The following is a 25,984-nucleotide window of genomic DNA, read 5'->3' on the forward strand; positions in this document are numbered from 1 at the left end:
CCATGATCTGTGTCAACAGCACGCGGACTGCGACGGTTAAGCATGGGAGCCGATCTTCCTGCTGCCGGCCCGTCCATGCATCCAGACCTTCCGCACTCCCAACTGAAAATCCGCCGCGTCCGCCTCGATACCGGCCGCGAGAACGTCGTCGTCATCTCCCGGCAGTCCAAGGCGCTGCGCGCGGAGATCTTTCGCGGCTTCAGCCGCGTCGAGCTGCGCCGGGACGGCAAGGTCCTGCTGGCGACGCTCCTGATCACGGACGACGACGCGCTGGCGGCCCAGGATGAGATCGGTCTCTCCGAGCCGGCATTCCGCCGCTTCGCCGAACCGGCCGGCACGCCGGTCACGGTGACGCCCGCATCGCCGCCGGAGAGCCTGGAAGCGGTGCGTGCGAAGATTCACGGGCGAACGTTGAGCGAGGCGGAGATCGGCGCGATCATCAACGACCTCTCCCATTATCGCTACTCCGACATGGAAATCGCCGCCTTCCTGATCGGTTCGGCGAGCTTCATCACCAGCGATGAGCTGCTGGCCCTCACCGGCGCGATGGCGAAGGCTGGCACGCAACTGGTGTGGCCCGATCCCGTCGTCGTCGACAAGCACTGCATCGGCGGCATTCCCGGCAACCGCACTTCGATGGTGGTGGTGCCGATCGTCGCCGCGCATGGCCTGCCGATCCCCAAGACGTCCTCGCGCGCCATCACCTCGCCCGCCGGCACCGCGGACACCATGGAGGTGCTGGCACGGGTGAATGTCGGCGTCGAAGAGATGAAGGCGATCGTCTCGGCCTGCAACGGCTGCCTGATCTGGGGCGGGCACGTGAACCTGTCGCCGGCCGACGATGTCCTGATCTCGGTCGAACGGCCGCTGAGCCTCGATACGCGCGAGCAGATGGTCGCCTCCATCATGTCCAAGAAGATCGCGGCGGGCTCGACGCATCTTTTGATCGACATCCCGGTCGGGCCGACTGCGAAGGTCACCAGCGCCGTCGAGGCGATGCGGCTGCGCAAGCTGTTCGAATTCGTCGGCGACCGCTTCGGCCGTACCGTCGAAGTGATCACCACCGACGGACGCCAGCCGATCGGCAACGGCATCGGGCCGGTGCTCGAAGCCAATGACGTCATGGCGGTGCTCGGCAATGACAAGGACGCGCCGCGCGACCTGCGCGAGAAGTCGCTGCGGCTGGCGGCGCATCTCCTGGAATACGATCCGAAGTTGCGCGGTGGCTCCGGCTATGCACGGGCCCGCGAACTGCTCGACAGCGGCGCGGCGCTGAAGCAGATGCAGAAGATCATCGACGCCCAGGGCCCCTCGACATGCAGCACCGAGCTGGGATCGCTCAGCTTCGACGTCAGGGCAAGCCATGACGGCACCGTGTCCGCGATCGATTGCCTGCGCCTCAACCGCCTCGCGCGCACCGCCGGCGCACCACTCGACAAAGGCGCAGGCATCCGCCTGTTCAAGAAGATCGGCGACCGCGTCGAGCAGGGCGAGCCGCTCTACCGCGTCTACGCCTTCGACCGGCCCGAGCATGACCTGGTCGCGAGCGCGGCGGCCGCGGACGACGGCTATGCCGTCAACGGCCACGACGCTCCTCAAGGCAAGAGCGCGTCGTGAGCACGATCGCGTTCCAGACCCTGCCCTTCGGGGCCGAGGCGGCGAAGCGCCTCGCGCGAGGGCTCGGGCTTGCCTGTGACGAGATCGCCCTGCACCGCTTCCCGGACGGCGAGCTCCGCGTCACGGTCGCGCCCGCGGCCGACACCACCATCCTCTATGCAGCGCTCGACCAGCCCAACGACAAGCTGATCGCCCTGCTGTTCGCCGCCGAGGCGCTGCGACGCGGCGGCGCCAGGCGGCTCGTCCTGGTCGCGCCCTATCTCTGCTACATGCGTCAGGACACTGCATTTCATGCGGGCGAGGCCATCAGCCAACGCACCATCGGTACCCTGCTTGCGAAGGTCGTAGACCGCGTCGTCACCGTGGACGCGCACCTGCATCGCGTCAGCGACATCGGCGCCGTGTTTCCCGGCATCGAGGCCGAGAACCTGTCCGCGATGCCGGCGATCGCGAAGGCGCTGGCGCAGGCCGGCGTGGATCCCGCGACAATCGTGATCGGCCCCGATGCCGAATCCGAGCCCTGGGTCAGAGACCTCGCGGGCCGGCTGGGCTTGCAGCACACGGTGGCGCGGAAGATTCGCCACGGCGACCGCTCAGTGGAGATCGTGCTTGACGATGCCGCCCTGCTTGCGGGACGGCCGGCGCTGATGATCGACGACATCGTCTCCTCCGGCACGACGCTGATGGTCGCGGCGAAGACGTTGAAAGCGGCCGGCGCCAGCGCCGTCGATTCCGTGGTGACGCACGCGCTGTTTCCGCCCCCGATGATCGCCGCGTTCACCGAGGCAGGCATCCGTTCCGTTCGCTCAAGCGACAGCGTGCCGCATCCGACCAACGCGATCGCGCTCGACGAAATCCTGGCCGCGTCCCTCGCGCGCGAGCACAACCCGACATCCCCGCCGGAGACCACGACATGAGCGTGACCGTTCGATTTTGCGGTGCCGCGCGCACCGTGACCGGTTCGAGCTACCTGTTCCAGACCGCGAGCGGACGCTTCCTGGTCGATTGCGGCCTGTTCCAGGGACAGAAGACACTGAAGGCGCTCAACTACGGCGCCTTCCCGTTCCGCCCCGCCGACATCCAGGCGGTGCTGCTCACGCACGCCCATATCGACCACAGCGGATTGCTGCCCAAACTCGTGCGCGAAGGCTTCGACGGGCCGATCCTGGCGACGCGCGGCACGATCGATCTCTGCTCCTGGATGTTGCCCGATGCCGGCAGCATTCAGGAGTCCGAGGTTGCGCAGCTCAACCGGCGCAATGCGGCGCGCCAGCAGAACGAGGTCGCGCCGATCTATACGCAGGCCGATGCGACCGCATCGCTGCAGTCGTTCCGCCCGGTCGACTATGAGCGCTGGACCGACGTGATCCCCGGCGTCCGCGCGCGCTACTGGAATGCCGGCCATTTGCTCGGCTCCGCCTCGATCGAGCTGGAATTCAGCGAGGCCGGGCGCGAGCGGCCGTTGCGCGTGCTGCTCTCCGGCGACGTCGGGCCGGAGGCCAAGCTGCTGCAGCCCGATCCGCAGGCGCCGACAGACCTCGACTACGTCATCTCGGAGTCCACCTATGGCGACCGCGTCCGCGCCGTCACCACGCCCGAGCAACGGCGGCAGCATCTCGCCGACGAGATTCGCCAGGCTTCGGCCGCCAAGGGCGCCCTGCTGATCCCGGCTTTCGCGGTCGAGCGCACGCAGGAGCTGATCGTCGACATCGTCCACCTGATGGAACGCGGCGAAGTTCCGGCGGCGCCGATCTTCCTGGATTCCCCGCTCGCGATCCATGCGACGGAAGTCTTCCGCCAGCACGCCGCGAGCCTCGATCCGGGCGTCGACGTCGATCGCCTGCTCAACTCGCCGCATCTCAAATTCACCGAGACCGTCGCCGAGAGCAAGGCGATCATGCGCCTGACCGGCTTCCACATCATCATCTCCGCCAGCGGCATGTGCGACGCGGGCCGCATCCGCCATCACCTCAAGCGCTGGCTCTGGAACGAGCGCGCGACCGTGCTGCTCTCCGGCTTCCAGGCGCACGGCACGCTCGGCCGCTTCCTGCAGGACGGCGCCAGGGCGGTGCGTATCCAGGGCGAGGAAATCCGCGTCGCGGCGCGCATCCGCATGATCGACGAATATTCCGGACATGCCGACGCCGCGGGGATGGCCGGCTGGATCGCGGCGCGCCGCCCGATCGCGCGCGGCCTGTTCCTCACCCATGGCGAACAGGACGCAATCGCGGGCCTTGCCGAACGGCTGGCCGAGCGCATCCTGCCCGCGGCAAAGATCTATCAGCCCGTGCTGGACGACATCTACGAGCTCGCAGCAGCCGAGCCGCGCGTGCTCGACGTCGACCATCGCCGTCGCCTCGCGCCCGAAGCGGTCACGCATCTCGACTGGCACAACGAGATGTCGGAGCTCATGCTCGACATCAGCGACAAGGTCGCAGCCGCCGCCGACGACCGCGCCCGCGGCGTCATCATCCGAAAGCTGCGGCGGGCGTTGAACGAGAACGCGTAGCGCGGCGCCGGGATAGCACCGGGCGCAGCGTCTTCACGAACCCGTCATTAAAACTGTAAGCGACGTGCCATTTCGCGCGGGCGTGATCGGCTGTCCGCAAAATCAAGCTCCTCTCAAGAGAAACAGGAGGCGGCCCGAAGCCTTCCGTCAAGCAAGAACTGGTCTTCCGGCCTACAGACGATCTCGTTTGCCCCTCACCCGCGACATCGCGAAAGCGTCGCGATACCGCCGGCCCGTTTCGACAATCACGCAAGCGAGAAGCGCACATGGCTGTCACAGCAAATTTCTCTGCCGGAATTCTCTCCGTCCTTGGCACTGGCATGAACAACACGATCGTACTCGGCCGCAATGCGGCCGGAACGATCGTCGTCAACGGCGGCGCGGTCGCCGTCAAAGGCGGCCCCGCAACGGTCGCCAACACCAAGCTGATCCAGGCCTTCGGCCTCGACGGCAACGACGTCATCACCATCGACGAGAGCAATGGCGCGATGCCCGCGGCGAACCTGTTCGGCGGCGCCGGCAACGATACGCTGACCGGCGGATCCGGCGGCGACATGCTGTTCGGCCAGTCCGGCAACGACACGCTGTTCGGCAAGGGCGGCAACGACTTTCTGTTCGGAGGCGCCGGCAATGACGTGCTGGTCGGCGGCGACGGCAACGACCAGATGTTCGGCGAGGCCGGCGACGATCGCATGATCTGGAATCCCGGCGACGACAGCGACCTGATGGAAGGCGGCGAAGGCATCGACACCGCCGAGGTGAACGGCGGCAACGGCGGCGAGACCTTCGCCATCACGGCCAACGGCACGCGCGTGCGCTTCGACCGCCTCGACCCCGCGCCGTTCTCGCTCGACATCGGCACAACCGAAAACCTCGTCGTCCATGCCAATGGCGGCGACGACGTCATCACCGCTTCCGGCAATCTGGCCGCGCTCATCACGCTGACGCTCGACGGCGGGGCCGGCAACGACACGATCCTCGGCGGCAACGGCGCCGACCTGCTGCTCGGCGGCGAAGGCAACGATTTCGTCGACGGCAACCAGGGCAACGACACCGCCATGCTGGGTGCGGGGAACGACACTTTCCAGTGGGACCCCGGCGACGGTAGCGACAAGGTCGACGGGCAGGCCGGAGCCGACACTCTGCTGTTCAACGGGGCGAACATCGCCGAGAACATCAACGTTTCCGCTGCCAATGGCGGACGCGTGCTGCTGACCCGCGACGTCGGCAACATCGCGATGGACCTCAACGGCATCGAGACCATCACGATCGGCGCGCGCGGCGGCAGCGACCACATCACGGTCAACAACCTCGCCGGGACCGATGTCAGCCAGGTCAATATCGATCTCGGATCGGCCGGGACCGGCGACGGTGCGGCCGATACGGTGACGCTCGAGGGCACGCGCTACGCCGATGCGATCCAGGTGTCCGGCTCGGGCACGTCGGTTTCGGTCACGGGGCTGCCCGCCGCCGTCACCATCACCAACGCGGAAGGGGCCAATGATGCGCTCGTCATCGAGGCCCTCGGCGGCAACGACACGATCTCGGCGGCCGCGCTTGCCGCAGGGATTGTGCACCTCACGATCGACGGCGGCGCCGGTAATGATACGATCGTCGGCAGCGCCGGCAGCGACACACTGATCGGCGGCGACGGCAACGATGTCGTCACGGGCGGCCGCGGCGACGACGTCGCCCTGCTCGGCGCCGGCACCGACGTGTTCCAGTGGAATCCCGGCGATGGCAGCGACACCGTCGATGGCGGCGCCGGCGTCGACACGCTGAAGTTCTTCGGGGCCAACATCGCCGAGAACATGAATATCGTGGCGAACGGCGATCACGCCCTGCTCACGCGCGACGTCGCCAACATCACGATGGACCTGCACGGCGTCGAGCACGTCGATGTCCACGCGCTGGGCGGTGCCGACCATATCGCGGTCGGGGATCTGACCGGGACCGACGTGACGCAGGTGAACATCGATCTCGGCGGCGCGGCCGCAACGCCCGACGGCGCCGTCGATACCGTCTCGGTCGATGCGACCCAGAGCGCCGACACGTTCGGCGTTTCCGGCAATGCCGGCGGCGTGACGGTGTTCGGCCTGCATGCGACCACCCATTTGAGCGGCATGGACGCAACCGACCAGTTGACGCTCAGCGGCCTCGGCGGCGACGACGTCATCGATGCCAGCGGTCTCGCCGCCGGCGTGCTGCAACTGACGATCAACGGCGGGCTTGGCAACGACACCATCCGCGGCAGCCAGGGCGACGACCTGATCAGCGGCGGCGACGGCAACGACGTCGCGCTGATGGGCGCGGGCAACGACACGTTCGTCTGGAATCCGGGCGACGACAACGACATCGTCGAGGGCCAGGGCGGCACCGATACCCTGCTGTTCAACGGCGCCAACATCGCCGAGACCATCAACATCTTCGCGAACGGCGACCGTGCCGAGCTGACACGGGACGTCGCCTCGATAACGATGGACACGCACGGCGTCGAGACGATCGCCTTCAATGCCCGTGGCGGCGCCGATACGATCAATGTCGGCGACATGAGCGGGACCGACGTGACCGAGGTCAAGATCGACCTCGCTGGCGTTCCCGGCAACCCCGGCGGCGACGGCGCGGCCGACAAGATCGTGATCAACGGCACCGCCGGCGACGACGTCATCACGCTGTCGCTCAACAGCAACGGCGCGCTGGTGATCGACGGACTGGCAAGCCAGGTCGTGATCGAGAACTTCGACTTCAACGACACCATCACCATCAACGGCCTGGGCGGCGACGACGTGATCGAAGCATCGGGCGTCGGTCCCAACGGGCCGCATCTCGTCTTCGACGGCGGTGCCGGCGACGACGTACTGATCGGCAGCGCAGGCAGCGACACGCTCCTCGGCGGGCTCGGCGACGATGTGCTGATCGGCGGCGGCGGAACCGACGTGCTGGACGGAGGGCCCGGCGACAACGTCGTGATCCAGTCGCTGCTGGCCCATGCAAGCGTCCACGCGGGCACGCTGATCTAGGCCGACGGCCTCGCCTGGCCAGTGACGGGCCTGTTTTGCCTGTCGGAATCACCGATCGGGGCCCGGATGGAACGAAGCGCCATCCGGGCCCCGACGCTTTGACGGCCTTGGGAGTCCTGATACTCTGCACCAAATCATGGCCCGGCGGGCCATGCTGTCGATCGTTGAACCAACACTGCCGAGAGGATGCGGATGAGAAGCGCGGCGTTCCTGGCTCTCAGCCTCATGTTTGTCGGCGTAGGGTCGCACGACGGCGCGAGGGCCCAGACTTCTGGTGCCCCACCCGTTTCGCTCGCTCCGCCCGATGCATCGCCGCCGCGCCCGGCTGCCGCCAAGCCCGCACGGGCGACGACAGGCAGAGCTCCGGCCGCCTCCGGCAGGGAGACTTCGACATCCGTACTCGGCGTGCCTCAACCGAAGCCGGATCCGGCCGCCGACTATGACGGCTTCAGCGTCGGCAATGTCGACGACAATGATGCCTTGCGCCAGACGACGCCGCCTGCGAGGTCGCGCGCCGCAAAATCCAATCCGGATGCGGATAGCCTCGATCAGGAAGACAGCGCCTTGAAGCGAAAGCTGATGATCTGCCAGAACTGCAAATAACGCGTCAGTTCGGACAGGGCTGTCCCGCCGCGCCCCACATCGCCATGTCCTTGACGTGATCCTCGAAGGTCCCCGGCGGCGTCGAGCGGCCTGCACCGGGCGCCCAGCCGCGGGGAATGAAGCCGTTCAGCGAGGCATCATGCCTGAGATGGTCGACGAGGCCGGCAGCGTCGCGGCCGCCATTGCGCTTGGGATCCTTCATCTGCGCGCAGATCTCCGCGCCGCTCTTGCCGAACCAGATGAAAGCCACCGGCGCGAGCTGCCAATCGATGCCGGCGCGCGGCGGTGACGGTGCCGGCTCGTTCGCCTGGGTCGAGGTCATGTGGCAGGTCGAGCACGGGATCGCCTCCGCGCCGATGCGGTTCTCGCCGCCGTGGATGTTCATGCCGTGCACGCGAGGCTTGGTTTCCCCTGCCGGCGTCCAGATCGGAATGGCCTTGGCATCGACGTGGCAGTTGGCGCAACGCGGATGCGTCACCACCGCCTCGATCCGCTTCCAGGCCTCCAGGCCCTCAACCCGGCTGACGCTGCCCGGCGGCAGAACATCTTTCCTGGCTTCGTCCTTGGCCGCGACAATTCCGGTGAGCGCCGCAACTGCGGAAGCTGCGAGAGCGAGCGCAATCAGATATCTCTTCATGGCCCACCTCACACGAAATCGATGAACTTGTTGAAAGGCATCTCCCGGATGCGTTTTCCGGTCGCCGCGAAGATCGCGTTGGCGAGCGCAGGCGCAGCGGGCGGCACCGGCGGCTCTCCGACACCCCTCACCTTCGGATCGTTCTCGAGCCCGCGAACCTCGATGACCGGGCACTGATAGATCCGCATCGCTTCGTGGTGATTATAGTTGGTCTGCTGCACCGCGCCCTTGGCATAGGTGAGCTCGCAATTGATGGCGTGACCGAGGCCCCAGACGACGCCGCCCTGCACCTGGTTCTCGAAATTGACGGGATCGACGACCTTGCCGACGTCGACCGCGACCCAGACCTTGTCGATCCTGATGCCTCTGTCCGTCATCGAGACTTCGACGACTTCGGCCGTCGGTGTCCCGAACGACTCGACGAAGGCGACGCCGCGCCCGCGCCCGTTGCCGAGCGGTCCCTTCCAGTCCGACATCTCAGCGACCGTCTCCAGCACCTTGCGATAATGCGGCACGGTGCACATCGCGATGCGCGCCCTCATGGGATCGAGACCCGCCGCGTGGATCAACTCGTCGATGAAGCTTTCGGTGAAGAACCCTGATGTCGAGGCGCCGACCGAGCGCCACGTCGTGCTCGGCGAGAGTCCCTGCGCCTCGTAGCTCGTGGCCCGGAAATTGGGGATGTCGTAATAGACGTTCCACAGGCCGGCGGCCAATTGCCCGTCGGGATCCTTGGAGGGCGTGCCCGAACGCTCGAGCAGCCCCTTGAGCGGGGTCGTCGAGGCCAGTTGCAGATCGGCTGCGACGATCTTGCTCTTGTCGACGCTGCCGCGATGCCGGGCGATCGCGATCTGCCGCGGAATGTCCTGGAGGAAATCCTCCTCGCGCGAGAACACCAGCTTGATCGGCGTTCCCTTCATCTGGTTGGCGATCTCGGCGAGAACGCGGACGTTCTCGTATTCGAGACGGTGGCCGAAGCTTCCACCGGTCCATTGATTGTGAAAGGTGACCTGTTCCGGCTTGAGGCCGATCGCCGTCGCTGCGACCCACTGCACGAAGCGGGGGCTCTGATGGCCAACCCAGATTTCCATCCCGTTGTCGGTAACGAGGCCGATCCCGTTCAGCGGTTCGAGCGGCTGATGCGCCACGTAAGGCGCGCGGTATTCGGCTTCGACGAGCGTGCCGGTCTTCAGCCCGCCTTCGATGTCGCCGATCTTGCGCCATTCCTTGCCCAGGAACTCGGGCTTGAACGAGGATTCCAGAACCTTCCAATGGTCGGCCTGCTCGGCGGGATAGGCCGAGGGCGCCCACTCGCAAACGACGGCGTCGGCCGCCTTCATGGCGTACCAGCTGTTGGTGGCGATCACCGCGATGCCGTTCTTGATTTCGAGGATCTTCTTGACCCCCGGCATCGCCCGCGCCTTGCCGGCATCGTAGGATTTCAGCGGCTGCCCTTTGGCGGGGTTCAGCTTGACGGAGGCGTAGAGCATGCCGTCCATCTTCATATCGATGCCGAACTTCAGCTCGCCCATGACCTTCTCGCGAATGTCGAGGCGCATCATCGGCTTGCCGAGCAAGCGCCATTTCGAGGGATCGCGCGGCTTGGCATCCAGCACCGGCGGAATCTTCGCAGCATCCGCAGACAGATCGACATAAGCGATCTTGGTCCCGTTGGGCAGGATCACATGGCCCGACTGGGTACTCAGGTCAGCCACGGCGACGCCCGCACGCTTGGCCGCCGCCGCCTTCAGCGTCTCGCGCGCGACCGCGCCGGCAACACGCAGCTTCTCATAGGTGTCCGGAATCGTGCTCGACCCGCCGGTCATTTGCAGGCCGGCTTGCCTCAGCCATTCGAGCGTCTTGGCGCGCGCCTCCTCGGCGGCCGGGCTTTGGTCCGCGGCCACGAACGGCGCGAACTCGTCGGCAAAGCCGGTGTTGAAATAGGCTGGGCTTGGACCGGCGAAGCGGATTTCGAACTGGCCGGGATCGAGGTCCATCTCCTCGGCGATCATGATCGGCTGCACCGAGCCGACGCCCTGACCGATGTCGGCGTGCTGTGCGATCAGCGTGATCTTGTCCGGACTGATCTCGACCCAGGGATTGAAGGTCACCGAGTTCGGCCCGAGACCTGCGGTCAGCGGATTGCCATCGGCGCTCGGCACTGCCGCTTCGGCGCTGCCATAGGCACCGAACGCAATGCCGCCGGCGATGGCGGCAGAGCCGAAAACGAACGCGCGGCGTGAGAGGTTCTGCATGTGGCCCATCTCACTTCTCCGCCATCTTCTTGGCCGCTGCCGCATGGATCGCCGCACGGATGCGCGGATAGGTGCCGCAACGGCAGAGATTGCCGGACATCACCTGGTTGATCTCGTCGTCGGTGGGATTGGAGATCAGATCGAGAAGGGAGATGGCCTGCATGATCTGGCCGGTTTGGCAGTAGCCGCATTGCGGAACCTGATGCTCGATCCAGGCCTGCAACACCGGATGCTGCTCCTTCTTCGGCAATCCTTCGAGCGTGACGACCGACTTGCCGGCGACCTCGCCGATATGCGCCTGACAGGATCGCACCGCCATTCCGTCGATCTGGACGGTGCACGCGCCGCATTGCGCGACCCCGCAGCCGTATTTGGCGCTGGTGATGCCGAGCTCGTCGCGCAGCACCCACAAGAGCGGCATCCCGGCAACGACGTCGACCTGGCGCTTGATCCCGTTCACCGTGAGCTCGATCATGTCGGTATGTCTCCTGACGGATCTGGTCGGCACAACAGCACTGCCTAATGGGCGCGTAGACGTATTTCCGATTCCTGCGGCATCATGCGCAATCCCTGCGGAATACCGTATCGGCACGATCGGCTTTCACGTCGGCCTGGCCGCAACACAATTCGCGATACTGCCCCGGCGTGAGACTTGCGGCCTTGCGGAATACGCGCGTGAAATTCGCTTGCGAGCCGAAGCCGAACTCCAGCGCGATCTCGACCAGGGACAGACGGTCGTGTGCGAGCTCGTGCCGCGCTGCCTGGACGCGGCGATCGGTCACATAACGGTGCGGTGACAATCCCGTCGCTTCGCGAAACAGCCGGGAGAAATGATAGGGGCTGAGGCAGGCCTGGGCCGCCAGATCCTCGAGCCTGATATCGCTGCCAAGAGAGGCCTCGATGTAGTCCAGCACGCGCTGGAGGCGCCGCGGATCGAGCGATGGCAATTTGTCGGGCGCGCGCCAGCGGTCGATCGTATAATTCCCCAGAAGATGCGCGGCGAGCGCGACCTGGATTCCCTTCACGAACAATGCGTCGGTCGGCTGGCGCGGACGATAGAGCAGATCGCGAAGCGGCGAGCAGATGTGGAACAGCACCTGATCCGCGAGGCCGTGGGCGTAGGCGATCTCGACCTTTGCCGGATCGATGCCGAAATCCGCGAGCGCGCTGTGGTCCAGCAGCGCCGGGGGAAGATAGAGATGGAGACATTCCATCCGGTCCGAAAGCTCGAGATGGCTCTCCTGCGTCCCGACAGGGACGAGGTAGCTCATCCCCGGCCGCGCCAGGCTCTTCTGGACTTCGCCGTTGCCGGTCCGGCACACCATGCCGCCACCCGACAGCAGCATGACGAGCTCGGTGCAGATGGGAACGGGCGTTGCCTGCCGCCCCGCCTCGAACTTGCGATGCTCGATGCTCAGCCCCGGCCAGTCGTTGGCCGCCGCGAGCTTCACGCTGTTCTGATACTTCTGATCTCCATGCGTCACGAGCGCCATCACGACCTCCGCTTCGTTGCGGCGAATCCCGGCCCCGTATCGCGCGCGAGCGATCATTCCATCCGGTGATGAGTTGCAGCCCCGGCCGCTGCCACGCCGATCGCGAATTTCTCACAAGCGACGATGGCGAAGTCCAGAGGCGGCGCGGTTAAAAGAAGTAAAACGCAGACAAAGCAACGGCTTGAAACGCGGCGCGATCGACGTCGAAGGCCGGCTCCGCCACCGGTCAGCAAGATGCGTTTGCCATCGCGCAGGAATCGGAAATAGCGCAGTGCGCGCGTGCGCTAGTGAGGGTCATCAACGGCAATGCCGCCGTATCGAGGATCGGAGCCCCCGCATGAAGCCGCTCATCTCCGCGCTCGCTGCATTGTCGATCGCGACGGTCCAGGTCGCCGCCGCAGCTGCGGCCGAGAGAACCGTTTCCATCGTCCTCGTCCACGGCGCCTTCGTCGATGGCTCGGGCTGGAAGGACACCTACGACATCCTTTCGAAGGCGGGCTACGAGGTGCTAGTCGTCCAGCACCCGACGATCACGCTTCGTGACGATGTCGTCGAGACCGAACGCGTGATCGCCAAGGCGAAGCACCCGGTCATTCTCGTCGGGCACTCCTATGGTGGAATGGTCATCACGGAGGCCGGCGACAATCCCAGGGTTCGCAGCCTCGTGTATTTCGCGGCATTTGCGCCGGACGCCGGGGAGTCGGTCAGCACGCTGGCCGAAGCGCCGGTGCCGGCCGGCGAGCACAAGGCGCCGCTGGTCGCCGAAGGCAATTATCTCGTCGTCGACCGCGAGAAATTCCCCACCTCGTTCGCGGCCGATGTCGATCCGGCCACGACCCGTTTCATGGGGGCTGCGCAACTGCCTTGGGGCTTGCAGGCGGTGCAGACCAAGGTCGATCGCGTGGCCTGGAAGACGAAGCCGACCTATTACATGGTGACGAGCGAGGATCACATGATCCCCCCGACGGCGCAGCGCACCATGGCCAAGCGTTCCGGCGCGAAGGTGGCGGAGCTGAAAAGCAGCCACGCGGTGATGCTGTCGCATCCGCGCGAGGTCGCGGCCTTCATCAGAAGCGCAGACACATCCGCGGCCCACTGAGATCTGGCCGTGCCGCCTGCGGATCGCTTCAGCGTTCACAGACAAGGATACGCAACATGGCCCTTAGGGATATTCTGCCGGGTCGACTGGGATTCGGCGCGGCGCCGCTCGGCAACATGTTCCGCGACATCCCGGAGCAGGAAGCGCGCGCGACGGTTGATGCCGCCTGGAATGACGGCATCCGCTATTTCGACACGGCGCCCTTCTACGGCGCAGGTCTCGCCGAGATCCGCATGGGCGCCGCGCTCGCCGGCCGGCCGCGAAGCGACTATGTCGTCAGCACCAAGGTTGGACGGCTGATCCTGGACGAGGTCGAGGATGTCAGCACCCGCGATCTCGGCGAGAAGGGCGGCGTCTTCAAATACGGCCGCCCGAACAGGATCGTGAACGACTATTCCCGGGACGCGACGCTGCGCTCGATCGAGGATAGCCTGAAGCGGCTCGGCACCTCCCATATCGACATCGCCTTCGTGCACGACGTCGCGCAGGATTTCTACGGCGACGAGTGGCTTTCGGTGTTCGAGAGCGCGCGCAAGGGCGCGTTCAGGACGCTCGACCGGCTGCGCGACGAGGGCGTGATCAAGGCGTGGGGCCTCGGCGTCAACCGGGTCGAGCCGATCGAGTTGCTGCTGGCGCTCGAAGAGCCGCGCCCCGACGGTTTCCTGCTCGCGGGCCGCTACACGCTGCTCGACCATGCCCGGGCGCTACAGCGGGTGATGCCGATGGTGGCGGAACACGAGCTCGCGATCGTCGTCGGCGGCCCCTACAGTTCGGGCGCGCTCGTCGGCGGCCCGAACTTCGAATATGCCCCGGCGCCTCCGGAAATCCTCAACAAGGTGGCGCGGATCAAGGCCATCGCCGACCGCTACCGCATCAGCATGAAGGCGGCAGGCCTGCAGTTCGCGCTCGCCAACCCCGTGGTGGCGGCCGTGATCCCCGGCGCGAGCCGCCCGGGCCGGATCGCCGAGGATCGCGCCGCGCTTAGGGAAGTCATCCCCGCCGATTTCTGGCACGAACTCCGTTCGGAGGGGCTCGTCAACGCCGCAGCTCCACTTCCCACGGCCGCTTGAGCCGTCAGAGCGCGCAGCAGATTCATTCCGGCCGGGCACCGCTCCGGCCGGCACGACAACGCACACAAAACCGACCGAACCACTGAGGAGAGCGACATGACAGACGAAGCCGACAACACCACCGACATGGGCCGCCGCACCCTGCTCCAGACCGCCGGCGCAGCCGTCGTCACCGGCCTCGTCGCCGGCACCGCAGCCGACGCGCAGGCGGCGACACAGGGTGCCAACAGCATGTCGCCGGCCGAGCGCAACGAGGCGCCGCTCGGCGCGCGGCTCCAGGGCGTCCAGCATTTCGGGCTGACGGTCCAGAACATGGAGCGGGCCTATCAGTTTTACACGGAAGTGCTCGGCGGCACCGAAGTGTTCCGTCACGGCGACTTCCAGGGCGACGAGGTGCAGAACACATTGCTGGCCGACCAGGAGATCGAGGCGAATGCGCGCGGGGTCAATCCGCGGACGATCGGCGTGCCCGACCTCAGAAGCGGAGCGCAGAGGCTGGATGTCCGCTTCATCCAGTTCGACAACGTGGTGATCGAACTGCTGCAATATCGCGAGGCCGATCAGCCGATGGGCGGCGCGAAGAGCTTTGCCGAGCCGGTCGAGCACATGAGCCCGGCCTTTCCGCGCATGATGCACATCTGCTTCTACATTCGCGACGACGTCGACTTCAACAAGTTCATTGCCGACCTCGAGGCCGAATCCGCGCGCCGCGGCATGACGCAGGTGCGGGCGAACCGCACCATCCGCGTCATGACGGAGGCGGACCGCAAGGCGGCACCGCGCAGCACCAACACCAACCGGGTGACCGTGGAGCCTTCGAACGGCTGGGAGCTGATTTATTGCAAGGGGCCGGAAGGCGAGCAGCTCGAATTCGTCAAGGCGCTCGGCCCCGTCAAGCAGCGCTTCAGCGAGGCCCTGGCAAAGCGGCAGCAAACCATCGTGCGCTGACGCGTCAAACGCCGGGCGGCCGGCTTCCGCCGGCTGCCCGGAAGAGCGCTCACGATCTCAATGTGAAGGACTTCATCATGAAAACTCTCCTCCGCAACTCGCTTGGCGCGCTGCTGTTCGTTGCCGCGACGGCCATGACGGCAACACCGATCGCCGCCCAGGAGGCCCCGCGCGTGCACTATCAGGAGATCCCGGAGGGCGCCTATTCGGTGGTGGCCCAGGTGCGCGCCAAGCCGGGGAAGGAAGACGCGCTCCGCGCAGCGACGCTGCCGCTGATCGACCTGGTTCGCGGCGATCCCAAGAACCTGGTTTATTTCCTGCAGGAGGACCGTGCCAAACCCGGTCATTTCATCTTCTACGAGATCTTCGCCAGCCAGGCCGATTTCGATGCGCACAACGCGATGCCTTACGTGAAAGACTGGTTCACCAAGCTGCCGGAACTCGCCGACGGCGGCGTCGAGGTGATGCGCATGGCCGTTCTCGGCAAGCCCAAGAGATAGCCAAAGCCGCTCTGGAACTCGTACGCGAGTGGTTTTGTCGCAGCCTGCTGCGGGCGAGTGCCCGCGGCAAATCGTGCGAATTCAGAAGGGCTCGCTTCAACAGGTTTGCGGCGCATGATAATTGCAGACGATCTGTTCGATCGATTGGCAATGAGCAATGCGGGCTGCCACGGAGATAAGGCAACGGGGCGCGCGCCGACAGGAACTCACCTTCTGCTTCGGCCCGTTTCGACTGGTTCCCAGCCGCCAGCTCCTGCTTCTCGACGGGCGGCCCGTCAAGCTCGGCGGACGCGCATTCGAGCTCCTGCAGCTGTTGGTGCAGCGGCGCGGCGAGCTGGTCAGCAAGAATGAGCTGATGGCGACGGCGTGGCCGGGAACCTTCCTCCACGACAGCAATCTCAAGGTCAACATGTGGAGCCTGCGGCGCTCGCTGGGAGATACCCAGATCGAGCCCGTCTACGTCGCGACCGTGGCGCGCCGCGGCTACAAGTTCATCGCCGACGTCCAGGCCAGCATCGGCGAGATCGAGGACGATACGGAACTCGCCGATCCGCTGCGCCAGTCCAATCCGCCCTTGCTGCGCGGCATCGTCGGCCGCGAAGCTGATATCGCCGACATCGCCGATCTGCTCGCGGACGACAGGCACGTGACCCTCGCCGGCGCTGGGGGGATCGGCAAAACGACGGTTGCCGTCGCGGTCGCCCAGGCGTTTGCGCCACGGTGTCGCGACGGGGTCTGCTTCGTCGATCTCGCCACGATCTCCGATCCGACGCTTTTCGGCGCGGCGCTGGTCACTGCCCTGGGCATCAGGGGCAACACGGATAACGGTCTGGCTGCGGCCCTCGACTATCTGAGGCCGCGGCAGATGCTCCTCATCCTGGACAATTGCGAGCACGTGCTGCCCGCCGCCACGATCTTCGCCGGCAGGTTCCTGAGCGACACATCGCCGTCCAGGCTGCTGGCGACCAGTCGCGAGCCGCTCGGCACCGCCACCGAGCACGTCGTGCGGCTTGGTTCGCTGCCATCACCGAAGCCTGGCCTCGCTCTCACCATCGATCAGGCCGTCAAGTTCCCGGCCGTGCAGCTGTTCGTCCGCCGCGCCGCCGAATGGTCGGACTACCAGTTCGTCGACGATGATTGCGAGGCCGTCGCCTCGATCTGCCATTCGCTCGACGGCCTCCCTCTGGCCATCGAGCTAGCCGCGGCCCAGATCGGCAGGTTCAATCCTCGCGAACTGGTGGCGATGCTCGACCAGAAGCTGGGCTTTCGCGCCCCAAGCGCCGATGGCACGCCACCGCGCCACGAAACCCTGATGGCAACGATCGACTGGAGCTTCCGGCTGCTGCCGCAGAAGGAAGCCAGACTGTTCGCTCTGCTGTCGGTGTTCAGCGATGCCTTCGAGGTCGAGGATGCCATTTTCGTCGCGGAAGCGGCGGAGCTCACCCCGGTCGACGTCGTCACCGGGCTCGGCAGCCTCGTCGCTAAATCGCTGCTCAGCGCGCAGGCTCGCGGCGCCAGCCTGCGCTACCGCCTGCTCGACAGCACGCGCCGCTATGCGGCCGAGCGGCGCCAGGCCGATCCCGCCTGCGGCCAGGCGCTGCAACGCCACGCGCAACGCATGCTTGTTCTGTTCGAGCAGTCCGAAGAGGAGTGGAACTGGCGCGAGCCGGCCGACTGGACGGAACGCTACCTCGGCCGCATCGCTGATCTCAGAGCTGCACTGTCATGGGCATTCGGCGAACAGGGCGATGGCGGCCTCGGCATCAGGCTCGCGGTCGCGGCGATCACCTTGTGGTCGGAAACCTCCATCCTGTCTGAAGCGCAGACGCGGCTTCAGGACGCACTCGCCTTGGCCAAGACTGTCGCGTGCGACGACCTGTCGAAAGCAAAGCTCGCCTGCGCCCTTGGATGGAGCCTGTTCTACGCCCGCAACATGTCGAATGAGAACGAGGTCGCCTGGCTTGATGCGATCGACTTCGCAAGGCGCGCCGGCAACATCGAGTATCAGCAGCGCGCATTGGTGGGGTTTGCCTTCTACCTGCTGCAGATCGGCGAAGTCGCGCGCGCCATCACCTATCTCGAGGAGGCTACCGCACTGGCCAACCGGGACCGCGACTTGACGGCGACGTCCGAAGCCGATCGGGCCCTGGCCTGGGCCCGCGCCTTCGCCGGCGAATTGAGCAAGAGCCGCCCGGTTCTGGATCGCCTCGCCGCGACCTATTCGCTGGCCGAGGGCCGTTCGCGCAAGGATGCGAACGAGGTCTACCGCTTCATCACCGTCCGCTTCAACCTGCCCTTCGTGGCGTGGATGCAGGGGCAGCCCGACTACGCAGCGAAGCTGGCCCGCGACGCCGTGGACGCCGCGGACCGCAGCGGCCATTGGGTGTCGCAATCGAACGCACTCGGCCTCGCCGCACTTCCCGTCGCGCTCGAAACCGGCAATCTCGACGCGCTCGAGAGCTTCACCGAACGGCTGCGCCGCAACCTGGAACGTGAGCGCATCTCGCGCTGGGTTCCGGTCGAGCGCTATTTCTCCGCCTGCCTCCGCGACCTGCGCGGCGATCCGCGCGCGGTGGAGGACATGCGAGCCGCGATCGACGAGCTGATCGAATGCCGCTTCCTGATGCGGATCGGCAGCTATCTCGCGATGCTCGCCCGCGCCTATCTGCGGCAGGGACGAATCGTGGAGGCGCGCGAAGCGATCACGCGGGCGATCGACCATCAGGAACGCCAGGGCGAACGCTGGTGCCGGTCGGAGCTGCAGCGGGTCGATGCAGCGATCCTTCTCCAGGCCGGCGAGCCGCTGCGCGCCGAAAAGCGGCTGCAGCAGGCGCTCGCCGAAGCCCGCGCCATCGGCGCGACGACCTTCGCCTTGCGTATCTCCACCGACCTCGCAGCGCACTGGGTGGCGACCGACCGCAGGCCCAAAGCCGTTCGACTGCTTGCCCCGATCCTTGACGAATTTACCGAGGGATTCGAGACGCCGGATCTGATGGCCGCTTCGCGCTTGTTGCAGCGCATGCGGCCGGCGCCGAGCGGCTGTGGCCATTACCGCCCGCCGGTCCCGGTGCACGCTCGCGGTGCATAGCAGGCCTACCGCCGCGCCCGTCGCACACGCTTTACGCTTCCCGGAATTCCTGATCCTCTCTCCCCCAATCGGCCGGATCAACCGGCCCTGCGAGGGAGAGAGACGTCATGAAGCTCGGCACCGCGATCGCGGAAATCATGCGGCGGGAGGGGATCGAGATCCTCTGTGGCTATCCGGTCAACCATCTGATCGAACACGCGGCCAACGCCGAGATCCGCCCCGTCATGGTGCGGCAGGAGCGCGTCGGCATCCACATGGCGGATGCGATCTCGCGGGTGACGTCGGGGCGCAGCATCGGCGCGTTCTGCATGCAGCACGGGCCCGGTGCGGAGAACGCGATGGGCGGCGTCGCCCAGTGCTTTGGCGAATCCGTTCCCGTGCTGGTGCTGCCCATGGGCTATCAGCGCCGCCTTGCGCATATCGAGCCGAACTTCAATTCCAGCGAGGCGATGAAGCCGTTCGCGAAATCGTCCGAGCCGATCATCCTGGCCGCGGAAGTCGCCAACATCTTCCGCCGCGCCTTCACCAAGCTGAAGAATGGGCGCGGCGGGCCCGTGATCGTCGAGATCCCCTCCGACATGTGGAACGAGGAGGTGCCGGAGCCGCTGAACTACACGCCTGTGCTGCGCACCCGCTACGGCGCCGACCCCGTGCACGTGAAGGAGGCCGCCGGCCTGCTCGTGAATGCAAAACGGGCGGTGATCTATGCCGGCCAGGGCGTGCACTACGCGCAGGCCTGGCCGCAGTTGAAACGGCTGGCCGAGCGACTGGCGATTCCCGTCACCACCAGCCTCGGCGGCAAATCGTCGTTCCCGGAGACGCATCCGCTCTCGCTCGGCTCCGGCGGCCTCGCAGTGCCGCGCGCGGTCCCGAAATTCCTCGCAGAGGCCGACGTCATCTTCGGCATCGGCTGCTCCTTCACCGAGACCAATTTCGGCATCGCTATGCCCAAGGGCAAGACCATCATCCATTCGACGCTCGATCCGAACCATCTCAACAAGGATGTCGAGGCGAAGATCGGTCTCGTCGGCGACGCCGGTCTCGTGCTCGACGCGCTGCTGGAGGAGATCGGCAAGACCGTCACCGCGGACCGCGACGCCTCGGCCGTCGCGGCCGAGATCGCCGCTTCGCACAAGGAGTGGCTGGCCAAGTGGATGCCGAAGCTCACCAGCAATGACGCCCCCTTGAGCCCCTATCGCGTGCTGTGGGACCTGCAGCACACCGTGGACGTCAAGAACACCATCATCACGCACGATGCCGGCAGCCCGCGCGACCAGCTCTCGCCGTTCTGGAAGGCGGTGGAACCCCTCACCTATCTCGGCTGGGGCAAGACGACGCAGCTCGGCTACGGCCTGGGGCTCGCGATGGGCGCCAAGCTCGCCAAGCCCGACAAGCTCTGCATCAACGTCTGGGGCGATGCGGCCATCGGCTTCACGGGCATGGATTTCGAGACCGCGGTGCGCGAGCGCATCCCGATCATGTCGATCCTGCTCAACAATTTCTCGATGGCGATCGAGCTGAAGGTAATGCCGATCTCGACTGAGAAATATCGCTCGACCGACATCTCCGGCGATTATGCCGCGATGGCACGCGCCTTCGGCGGCTATGGCGAGCGGGTGGAGAGGCCCGAGGACATCATTCCCGCGATCAAGCGCGGCATCCAGAAGACGCAGGAAGGCATCCCCGTGCTGCTGGAGTTCATTACCAGCAAGGAGACCGAGGTGTCGCGGCCGGGCACGTGAGCGGGACCAGCTCCCGGCAGGCGTTCCGAGGCTGGCTCCGGCCGCAGGGGATGTGATAATCCGGCCCGGTGCCGCCCCTCGCGGCATCAGGCCGGATCGCGAATGACCACCCCTCCCGACGATATCGCCAACGAGCTCGCAGCCGAGAACGCGCGGCTGCGCGGCGAGCTTGCGATCGCGCGCGACCGACAAAGCGCCAGCGCGGAGATCCTGCGCACCATCGCGGCCTCGCCCTCCGATGCGCGGCCGGTGTTCGCGGCGATCGCGTCGAGCTCGAAGCGCCTGCTCGGCGGCTTCTCCGCCACCGTGCTGCAGTTCATCGGCGACGAGCTCCACCTCGTGGCCTTCACGCCCACCAGTCCCGAAGCGGATGAAGGGCTGCAGGCGTCGTTCCCGCGCAAGATCGCGGACTTTCCGACCTTCGCCCTGGTTCGTGGCGGCGAGACCATCCAGTTTCCCGACAGCGAGGCCGACGATGTCCCGGAGCTGAACAGGAACCTCGCGCGGCTGCGCGGCTTCCGAAGCGTGCTGTTCATGCCGCTGATGAGCGGCGGCACGGCGGTCGGCATGATCAGCGTCACGCGCGCCGAGCCCGGCGCGTTCGCAAGCGATCTAGTGCAGCTGCTGCAGACCTTTGCCGACCAGGCCGTGATCGCGATCGAGAATGCGCGGCTGTTCAACGAGACGCGGGAGGCGCTGGAGCGCCAGACCGCGACCGCCGACATCCTCAAGGTGATGGCTGCCTCGCCCTCCGACGTGCAGCCGGTGTTCGACGCCATCGCCGCCAATGCCAACCGGCTGATCGGCGGCTTCTCCACCGCCGTGCTGCGCTACGTCGACGGCGCCGCGCATCTTGCGGCGTTCACGCCGACCGATCCGGCCGGCGACCGTGTGCTGCAGGCCTCGTTCCCCGTGCCGTTCGCCCGGTTCCCGCCCTATCAGCTCGTCGCCGACGGTTCCGCGGCGCAACTGCCCGACACCGAGTTCGAGCCCGCCGCGCGCGACATCGCGCGCGCCCGCGGCTATCGCAGCATGCTGTTCGCGCCCCTGATGAGCGAGGGCGAGGCCATCGGCATCATCATCGCCACGCGCCGCGCGACCGGTGCGTTCGCCGAACATCACGTGCGGCTGCTGCAGACCTTCGCCGACCAGGCGGTGATCGCGATCAAGAATGTCAGCCTGTTCAACGCCACCAGGGAAGCGCTGGAGCGGCAGACCGCGACCGCCGACATCCTCAAGGTGATCGCGGCCTCGCCGGCCGATGTCACGCCAGTGTTCCAGGCGATCTCCGACAGTGCCAAGAGCCTGATCGGCGGGCACTCCTCCACCGTCACTCGCGTCATCGACGGCATGCTGCATCTGGCCGCCTTCACCACCGACAACACGGCCGGCAATGCCGACCTGCTCAGCTCCTTCCCGGCTCCGCTGTCTTCGTCAGGCATTCACAGCCGGGTCGCGACCAGCGGCGAATACGCATTCCGCAGCGACATGCAGAACGAGCCGGACCTTACGGACGCCATGCGGGAGCTGGCGCGCACCCGCGGCTATCGCAGCATCCTCGTGATCCCGATGCTGCGCGACGGCGTCGCGATCGGCACCATCGGCGTCACGCGGCCCGAGGCGGGCCCGTTTCCCGAAAAGGCGATCAACCTGCTCAAGACCTTCGCCGACCAGGCCGTGATCGCCATCGAGAACACGCGGCTGTTCAACGAGGTGCAGGATCGCACAAGGGAGCTCGCAGAGTCGCTGGAGCAGCAGACTGCGACATCGGAGGTGCTCAGCGTCATCAGCCGATCGGCAGGCGATCTCACGCCGGTATTCGAGGCGATGCTCGGCAAGGCCATGCAGCTGTGCGGCGCCAGTTTTGGCGTGCTCAATACCTACGATGGCACGCAGTTCCACACGGCTGCCACCTACGGCCTGTCACCCGCCTACGATGAATTCCGCCGCACGACGCCCCTCAACTATGGTCCGGCCACCGCGCCCGCGCGCCTTCTGAGGGGCGAACCGTTCGTCGAAATGGTCGACCTTCTGGAGTCGGATGTCTATCGCGGCGGAGAGCCGAACCGTCGGGCATTGGTCGATCTCGGCGGCGCGCGCTGTCTGCTCGCGGTGCCGTTGCTGCAGGACGAGCGCGTGGTCGGCACCGTCATGATCTTCAGGCAGGAGAACCGGCCCTTCTCGAGCAAGCAGATCACCTTGCTGAAACAGTTCGCTGCGCAAGCCGTGATCGCCATTGAGAACGCGCGGCTGCTCAGCGAATTGCGCCAGCGCACCGAGAATTTGACGGAGTCGCTGCAACAGCAGACGGCGACGGCCGACGTGCTCAAGGTCATCAGCCGCTCGGCGTTCGACTTGCAGGCCGTACTCGATACGCTGGTCGAATCGGCGGCGCGGCTATGTGAAGCCGACGTGGCGGCGATTACCCGCAAGGCCGGCACCACCTATTTCCGCGCAGGCTCCTACGGCTTCCCGGCCGAGTTCGTCGACTATGTAAGAGATCTCCCGGTCCGGCCGGATCGGCGCACCATCACGGGCCGGACCTTGCTCGGCGACAAGGTGGTCCATGTCACGGACGTGCTCGAAGATCCCGATTATTTCTTCGAGGGCCAGGAATTGAGCGGCAATCCGCGTAGCTTCCTTGGTGTGCCCTTGCTGCGCGAAGGCAGCACGGTTGGCGCCATTGTCCTCGCACGGCGCGCAATCCGCCCGTTCAGCGAAAAGCAGATTGAGCTCGTTACCAGCTTCGCCGACCAGGCCGTCATCGCTATCGAGAATGTGCGCCTCTTCGACGAAGTACAGGACCGCACGCGGGAGCTTGCGAAATCGCTCGACGATCTGCGCGCGGCACAGGACCGCCTGATCCAGACCGAGAAGCTCGCCTCGCTCGGCCAGCTCACGGCCGGCATCGCGCATGAGATCAAGAACCCGCTCAACTTCGTGAATAATTTCGCCGCGCTCTCCGCCGAGCTGACCGAGGAGCTGAACGAGGTGCTCGCACCCGTTGCGCTCCTGGACGATGTCCGCAGCGAGGTGGACGAGCTGACCGGACTCCTGAAGGACAATCTGGACAAGGTCGTGCAGCACGGACAGCGCGCCGATTCCATCGTCAAGAACATGCTCCTGCATTCGCGCGAAGGCGGCGGCGAGCACCGGATGAGCGACATCAACGCGCTGGTCGAGGAGAGCCTCAACCTCGCCTATCACGGCGCGCGCGCCGAGAAGCCGCAGTTCGACGTCACGCTGAGGCGCGAGCTCGATCCGGCGGCCGGGCAAGCCGAGGTGTTCCCGCAGGAGATCACGCGGGTGCTGCTGAACCTGATCTCGAACGGGTTTTACGCGGTGACCCGGCGCAAGGCGGAGGGTAGCGCGGCCGGCTACGAGCCGGTGGTGATCGCCGCCACCCGCGATCGCGGCGACACCATCGAGATCCGGATCCGCGACAACGGCACCGGAATTCCGGACGCGGTGAAGGAGAAGATGTTCAATCCTTTCTTCACCACCAAGCCGGCCGGCGAAGGCACCGGCCTTGGCCTGTCGATGAGCCATGATATCGTGGTCAAGCAGCACGGCGGAACGATCGACGTCGCCACCGTGCCGGGAGAATTCACCGAGTTCACGATCCTGCTGCCGCGGAGGAGCAGTTTTGCGGAGAGCGCCAAGGGATAGCGTCACGCGGAGGATGCCTTGAAGGGTCTCGCGCGGCTCGTTCAGCGACAGCTGCTTTCGCTGTCCGGCATCGGCCTCATGCTGGGTGCCCTGTTCTTTGCGGCCGCACTGACGCCGACGCTGGTGCCGCGGAGCTACCTCACCCAGGGCGCCCTCGCCGGCGGCTGCTTTGCAATCGGCTACCTCGCCGGAAACCTCTGGCGCTGGCTGTGGCACTATCTCGAGCTGCCCGAACCGTCGGCCCGTCTACGCTCGCGCGCCAATGCACTGGTTGCAGCCGGCTGCCTGATCGTCGTCGTCGTGTATTTGTGGCGTGCGGCCGAGTGGCAGAACTCGGTCCGCGCCGCGATGAAGATGCCGCCGGTCGAGACCGCGCATCCGCTCAAGGTCTGCGCGGTCGCTCTGGTCACGTTTGTCGCGCTGCTGCTGCTGGGGCGGCTGTTCGCGACCCTCTCGCGGTTCCTCGCCTTGCAGACGAAACGCTTCGTTCCGCGACGGGTCGCCAATGTCGTCGGCGTCGTGATCGCCGGCCTGCTGTTCTGGTCGATCGCCAACAATTTCCTGATCCGCACCGCGTTCGACGCCCTCGATTCATCCTTCCGCGAATTCGACGGCCTGTTCGAGCCCGAACGGCCGCAACCCACTGATCCCGGGAAAACCGGAAGCACGGCATCGCTGGTGAAATGGAAGGAGCTTGGACGCATGGGGCGGCGTTTCATCGCCTCCGGTCCGCGCGCAGCCGAGATCAGCGCCGTCACGGGACAGGCCGCGCAGGAGCCGGTGCGTGTCTATGTCGGCCTCGCCGGCGCCGGGACGGCGCAGGCGCGTGCGCGGCTGGCGCTCGACGAGCTCAAGCGGCAGCACGGTTTCGATCGCGCCGTTCTCGTCGTGATCACCCCGACCGGGACCGGCTGGATCGACCCGTCAGCCATGGATACGGTCGAATATCTCCACCATGGCAATGTCGCCAGCGTGGCCATGCAGTATTCCTATCTCAACAGCCCGCTGTCGCTGCTGTTTCAGCCCGAATACGGCGCGGAGGCCGCGCGTGCGCTGTTCGCCGAGATCTACGGCTACTGGACGACACTGCCGAAGGACAAGCGGCCGAGGCTTTATCTGCACGGGCTCAGCCTTGGTGCCCTGAACTCGGAGAAATCCGCAGAGCTGTTCGAGACGATCGGCGATCCCATTGCCGGTGCGCTGTGGAGCGGAGCACCGTTCGAGAGCCGCTTCTGGCGTGCGATCACGGCGAACCGCAATCCGGGCTCGCCGGCCTGGCTGCCGCAATTCCGCGACAGCCGCTTCGTGCGCTTCATGAACCAGAACGGAGCGACGGTGCCATCGGATGCGCCATGGGGCGCAATGCGCGTCGTCTATCTGCAATACGCCAGCGATGCGATCACGTTCTTCGCCTATAGCGACGCCTATCAGGCGCCGGCCTGGCTGAACGATCCGCGCGGGCCGGACGTCTCACCGGAGCTGCGATGGTATCCGATCGTGACCATGCTCCAGCTCGCGCTCGACATGGCGGTCGCGACCAATACGCCGATGGGCTTTGGACATGTCTATGCACCCGAGCATTACGTCGATGCCTGGGTCGCGGTCACCGATGTCCGTGATTGGTCCACTGATGCGATCGCGAAGCTCAAGCAACAGCTCGCGGCAAAAGCGCGGAAGACCGCTGGCGATGTCGACGACGATCCCGACCGTGGCGGCTAGAGCTCCAATAATGGA

General features: G+C 66.1%; 16 protein-coding genes and 1 pseudogene. 13 read left to right on the top strand and 4 right to left on the bottom strand.

Going from position 1 to position 25,984, the window contains the following annotated elements; genetic code table 11:
- Positions 1-75 precede the first annotated feature (75 nt).
- The 5 genes from A7X65_RS37705 to A7X65_RS43755 all read left to right on the top strand — a co-directional run bounded on the left by A7X65_RS37705 (position 76) and on the right by A7X65_RS43755 (position 7,749).
- Positions 76-1,617 (top strand): thymidine phosphorylase family protein, encoded by a 1,542-nt coding sequence (locus tag A7X65_RS37705; RefSeq protein WP_063694466.1) that lies wholly within the window; start codon positions 76-78, stop codon positions 1,615-1,617.
- Positions 1,614-2,534 (top strand): ribose-phosphate pyrophosphokinase, encoded by a 921-nt coding sequence (locus A7X65_RS37710; protein WP_063694467.1) that lies wholly within the window; start codon positions 1,614-1,616, stop codon positions 2,532-2,534. Before A7X65_RS37705 ends, A7X65_RS37710 begins: the two co-directional genes overlap by 4 nt.
- On the top strand, positions 2,531-4,126 hold the full coding sequence (locus A7X65_RS37715) for an MBL fold metallo-hydrolase (protein WP_063694468.1): 1,596 nt from the start codon (positions 2,531-2,533) through the stop codon (positions 4,124-4,126). The genes A7X65_RS37710 and A7X65_RS37715 overlap by 4 nt, the downstream gene beginning before the upstream one ends.
- 266 nt (positions 4,127-4,392) lie before the next feature.
- On the top strand, positions 4,393-7,146 hold the full coding sequence (locus A7X65_RS37720) for a beta strand repeat-containing protein (protein ID WP_063694469.1): 2,754 nt from the start codon (positions 4,393-4,395) through the stop codon (positions 7,144-7,146).
- Positions 7,147-7,551: 405 nt separating this feature from the next.
- Positions 7,552-7,749 carry a hypothetical protein gene (locus A7X65_RS43755; protein WP_347336400.1) on the top strand — a complete coding sequence of 66 codons (198 nt, stop codon included), beginning with the start codon at positions 7,552-7,554 and terminating at the stop codon, positions 7,747-7,749.
- A 4-nt stretch (positions 7,750-7,753) separates the two neighbouring features.
- Here A7X65_RS43755 and A7X65_RS37730 read toward each other — a convergent pair whose 3' ends face one another.
- The 4 genes from A7X65_RS37730 to A7X65_RS37745 form a co-directional block, all read right to left on the bottom strand.
- Complete coding sequence (locus A7X65_RS37730; protein ID WP_063694471.1) at positions 7,754-8,386, bottom strand: hypothetical protein; 633 nt, start codon at positions 8,384-8,386, stop codon at positions 7,754-7,756.
- Positions 8,387-8,394: 8 nt separating this feature from the next.
- Complete coding sequence (locus tag A7X65_RS37735; protein ID WP_063694472.1) at positions 8,395-10,650, bottom strand: molybdopterin cofactor-binding domain-containing protein; 2,256 nt, start codon at positions 10,648-10,650, stop codon at positions 8,395-8,397.
- 1 nt (position 10,651) lies between these two features.
- The gene (locus A7X65_RS37740; protein WP_156528426.1) at positions 10,652-11,116 is read right to left on the bottom strand and encodes a (2Fe-2S)-binding protein; all 465 of its coding nucleotides are present in this window, start codon (positions 11,114-11,116) and stop codon (positions 10,652-10,654) included.
- Positions 11,117-11,198: 82 nt separating this feature from the next.
- On the bottom strand, positions 11,199-12,134 hold the full coding sequence (locus A7X65_RS37745; protein ID WP_063694505.1) for a helix-turn-helix domain-containing protein: 936 nt from the start codon (positions 12,132-12,134) through the stop codon (positions 11,199-11,201).
- 337 nt (positions 12,135-12,471) lie between these two features.
- Here A7X65_RS37745 and A7X65_RS37750 point away from each other — a divergent pair, with 337 nt between their 5' ends.
- The 8 genes and pseudogenes from A7X65_RS37750 to A7X65_RS37785 all read left to right on the top strand — a co-directional run bounded on the left by A7X65_RS37750 (position 12,472) and on the right by A7X65_RS37785 (position 25,969).
- The gene (locus A7X65_RS37750; RefSeq protein WP_082885195.1) at positions 12,472-13,233 is read left to right on the top strand and encodes an alpha/beta fold hydrolase; all 762 of its coding nucleotides are present in this window, start codon (positions 12,472-12,474) and stop codon (positions 13,231-13,233) included.
- Between the two features lie 56 nt (positions 13,234-13,289).
- Positions 13,290-14,303, top strand: coding sequence for an aldo/keto reductase (locus A7X65_RS37755; RefSeq protein WP_063694473.1), 1,014 nt, complete (start codon positions 13,290-13,292; stop codon positions 14,301-14,303).
- A gap of 96 nt (positions 14,304-14,399) precedes the next feature.
- Positions 14,400-15,251 carry a VOC family protein gene (locus tag A7X65_RS37760; protein WP_063694474.1) on the top strand — a complete coding sequence of 284 codons (852 nt, stop codon included), beginning with the start codon at positions 14,400-14,402 and terminating at the stop codon, positions 15,249-15,251.
- 77 nt (positions 15,252-15,328) lie between these two features.
- On the top strand, positions 15,329-15,751 hold the full coding sequence (locus A7X65_RS37765) for a putative quinol monooxygenase (RefSeq protein WP_063694507.1): 423 nt from the start codon (positions 15,329-15,331) through the stop codon (positions 15,749-15,751).
- A gap of 157 nt (positions 15,752-15,908) precedes the next feature.
- A complete protein-coding gene (locus tag A7X65_RS37770; RefSeq protein WP_063694475.1) occupies positions 15,909-18,839 on the top strand; it encodes an ATP-binding protein in 2,931 nt (976 codons plus the stop codon).
- A gap of 89 nt (positions 18,840-18,928) precedes the next feature.
- A pseudogene (locus tag A7X65_RS37775) lies at positions 18,929-20,581 on the top strand (thiamine pyrophosphate-requiring protein); the annotation flags it as partial.
- A gap of 102 nt (positions 20,582-20,683) precedes the next feature.
- Positions 20,684-24,250, top strand: a complete 3,567-nt coding sequence (locus tag A7X65_RS37780; RefSeq protein WP_063694477.1) for a GAF domain-containing sensor histidine kinase — start codon at positions 20,684-20,686, stop codon at positions 24,248-24,250.
- A 78-nt stretch (positions 24,251-24,328) separates the two neighbouring features.
- On the top strand, positions 24,329-25,969 hold the full coding sequence (locus tag A7X65_RS37785; protein ID WP_063694508.1) for an alpha/beta hydrolase: 1,641 nt from the start codon (positions 24,329-24,331) through the stop codon (positions 25,967-25,969).
- Positions 25,970-25,984 lie beyond the last annotated feature (15 nt).

It is taken from the genome of Bradyrhizobium stylosanthis, from assembly GCF_001641335.1.
Lineage (GTDB): Bacteria > Pseudomonadota > Alphaproteobacteria > Rhizobiales > Xanthobacteraceae > Bradyrhizobium > Bradyrhizobium stylosanthis.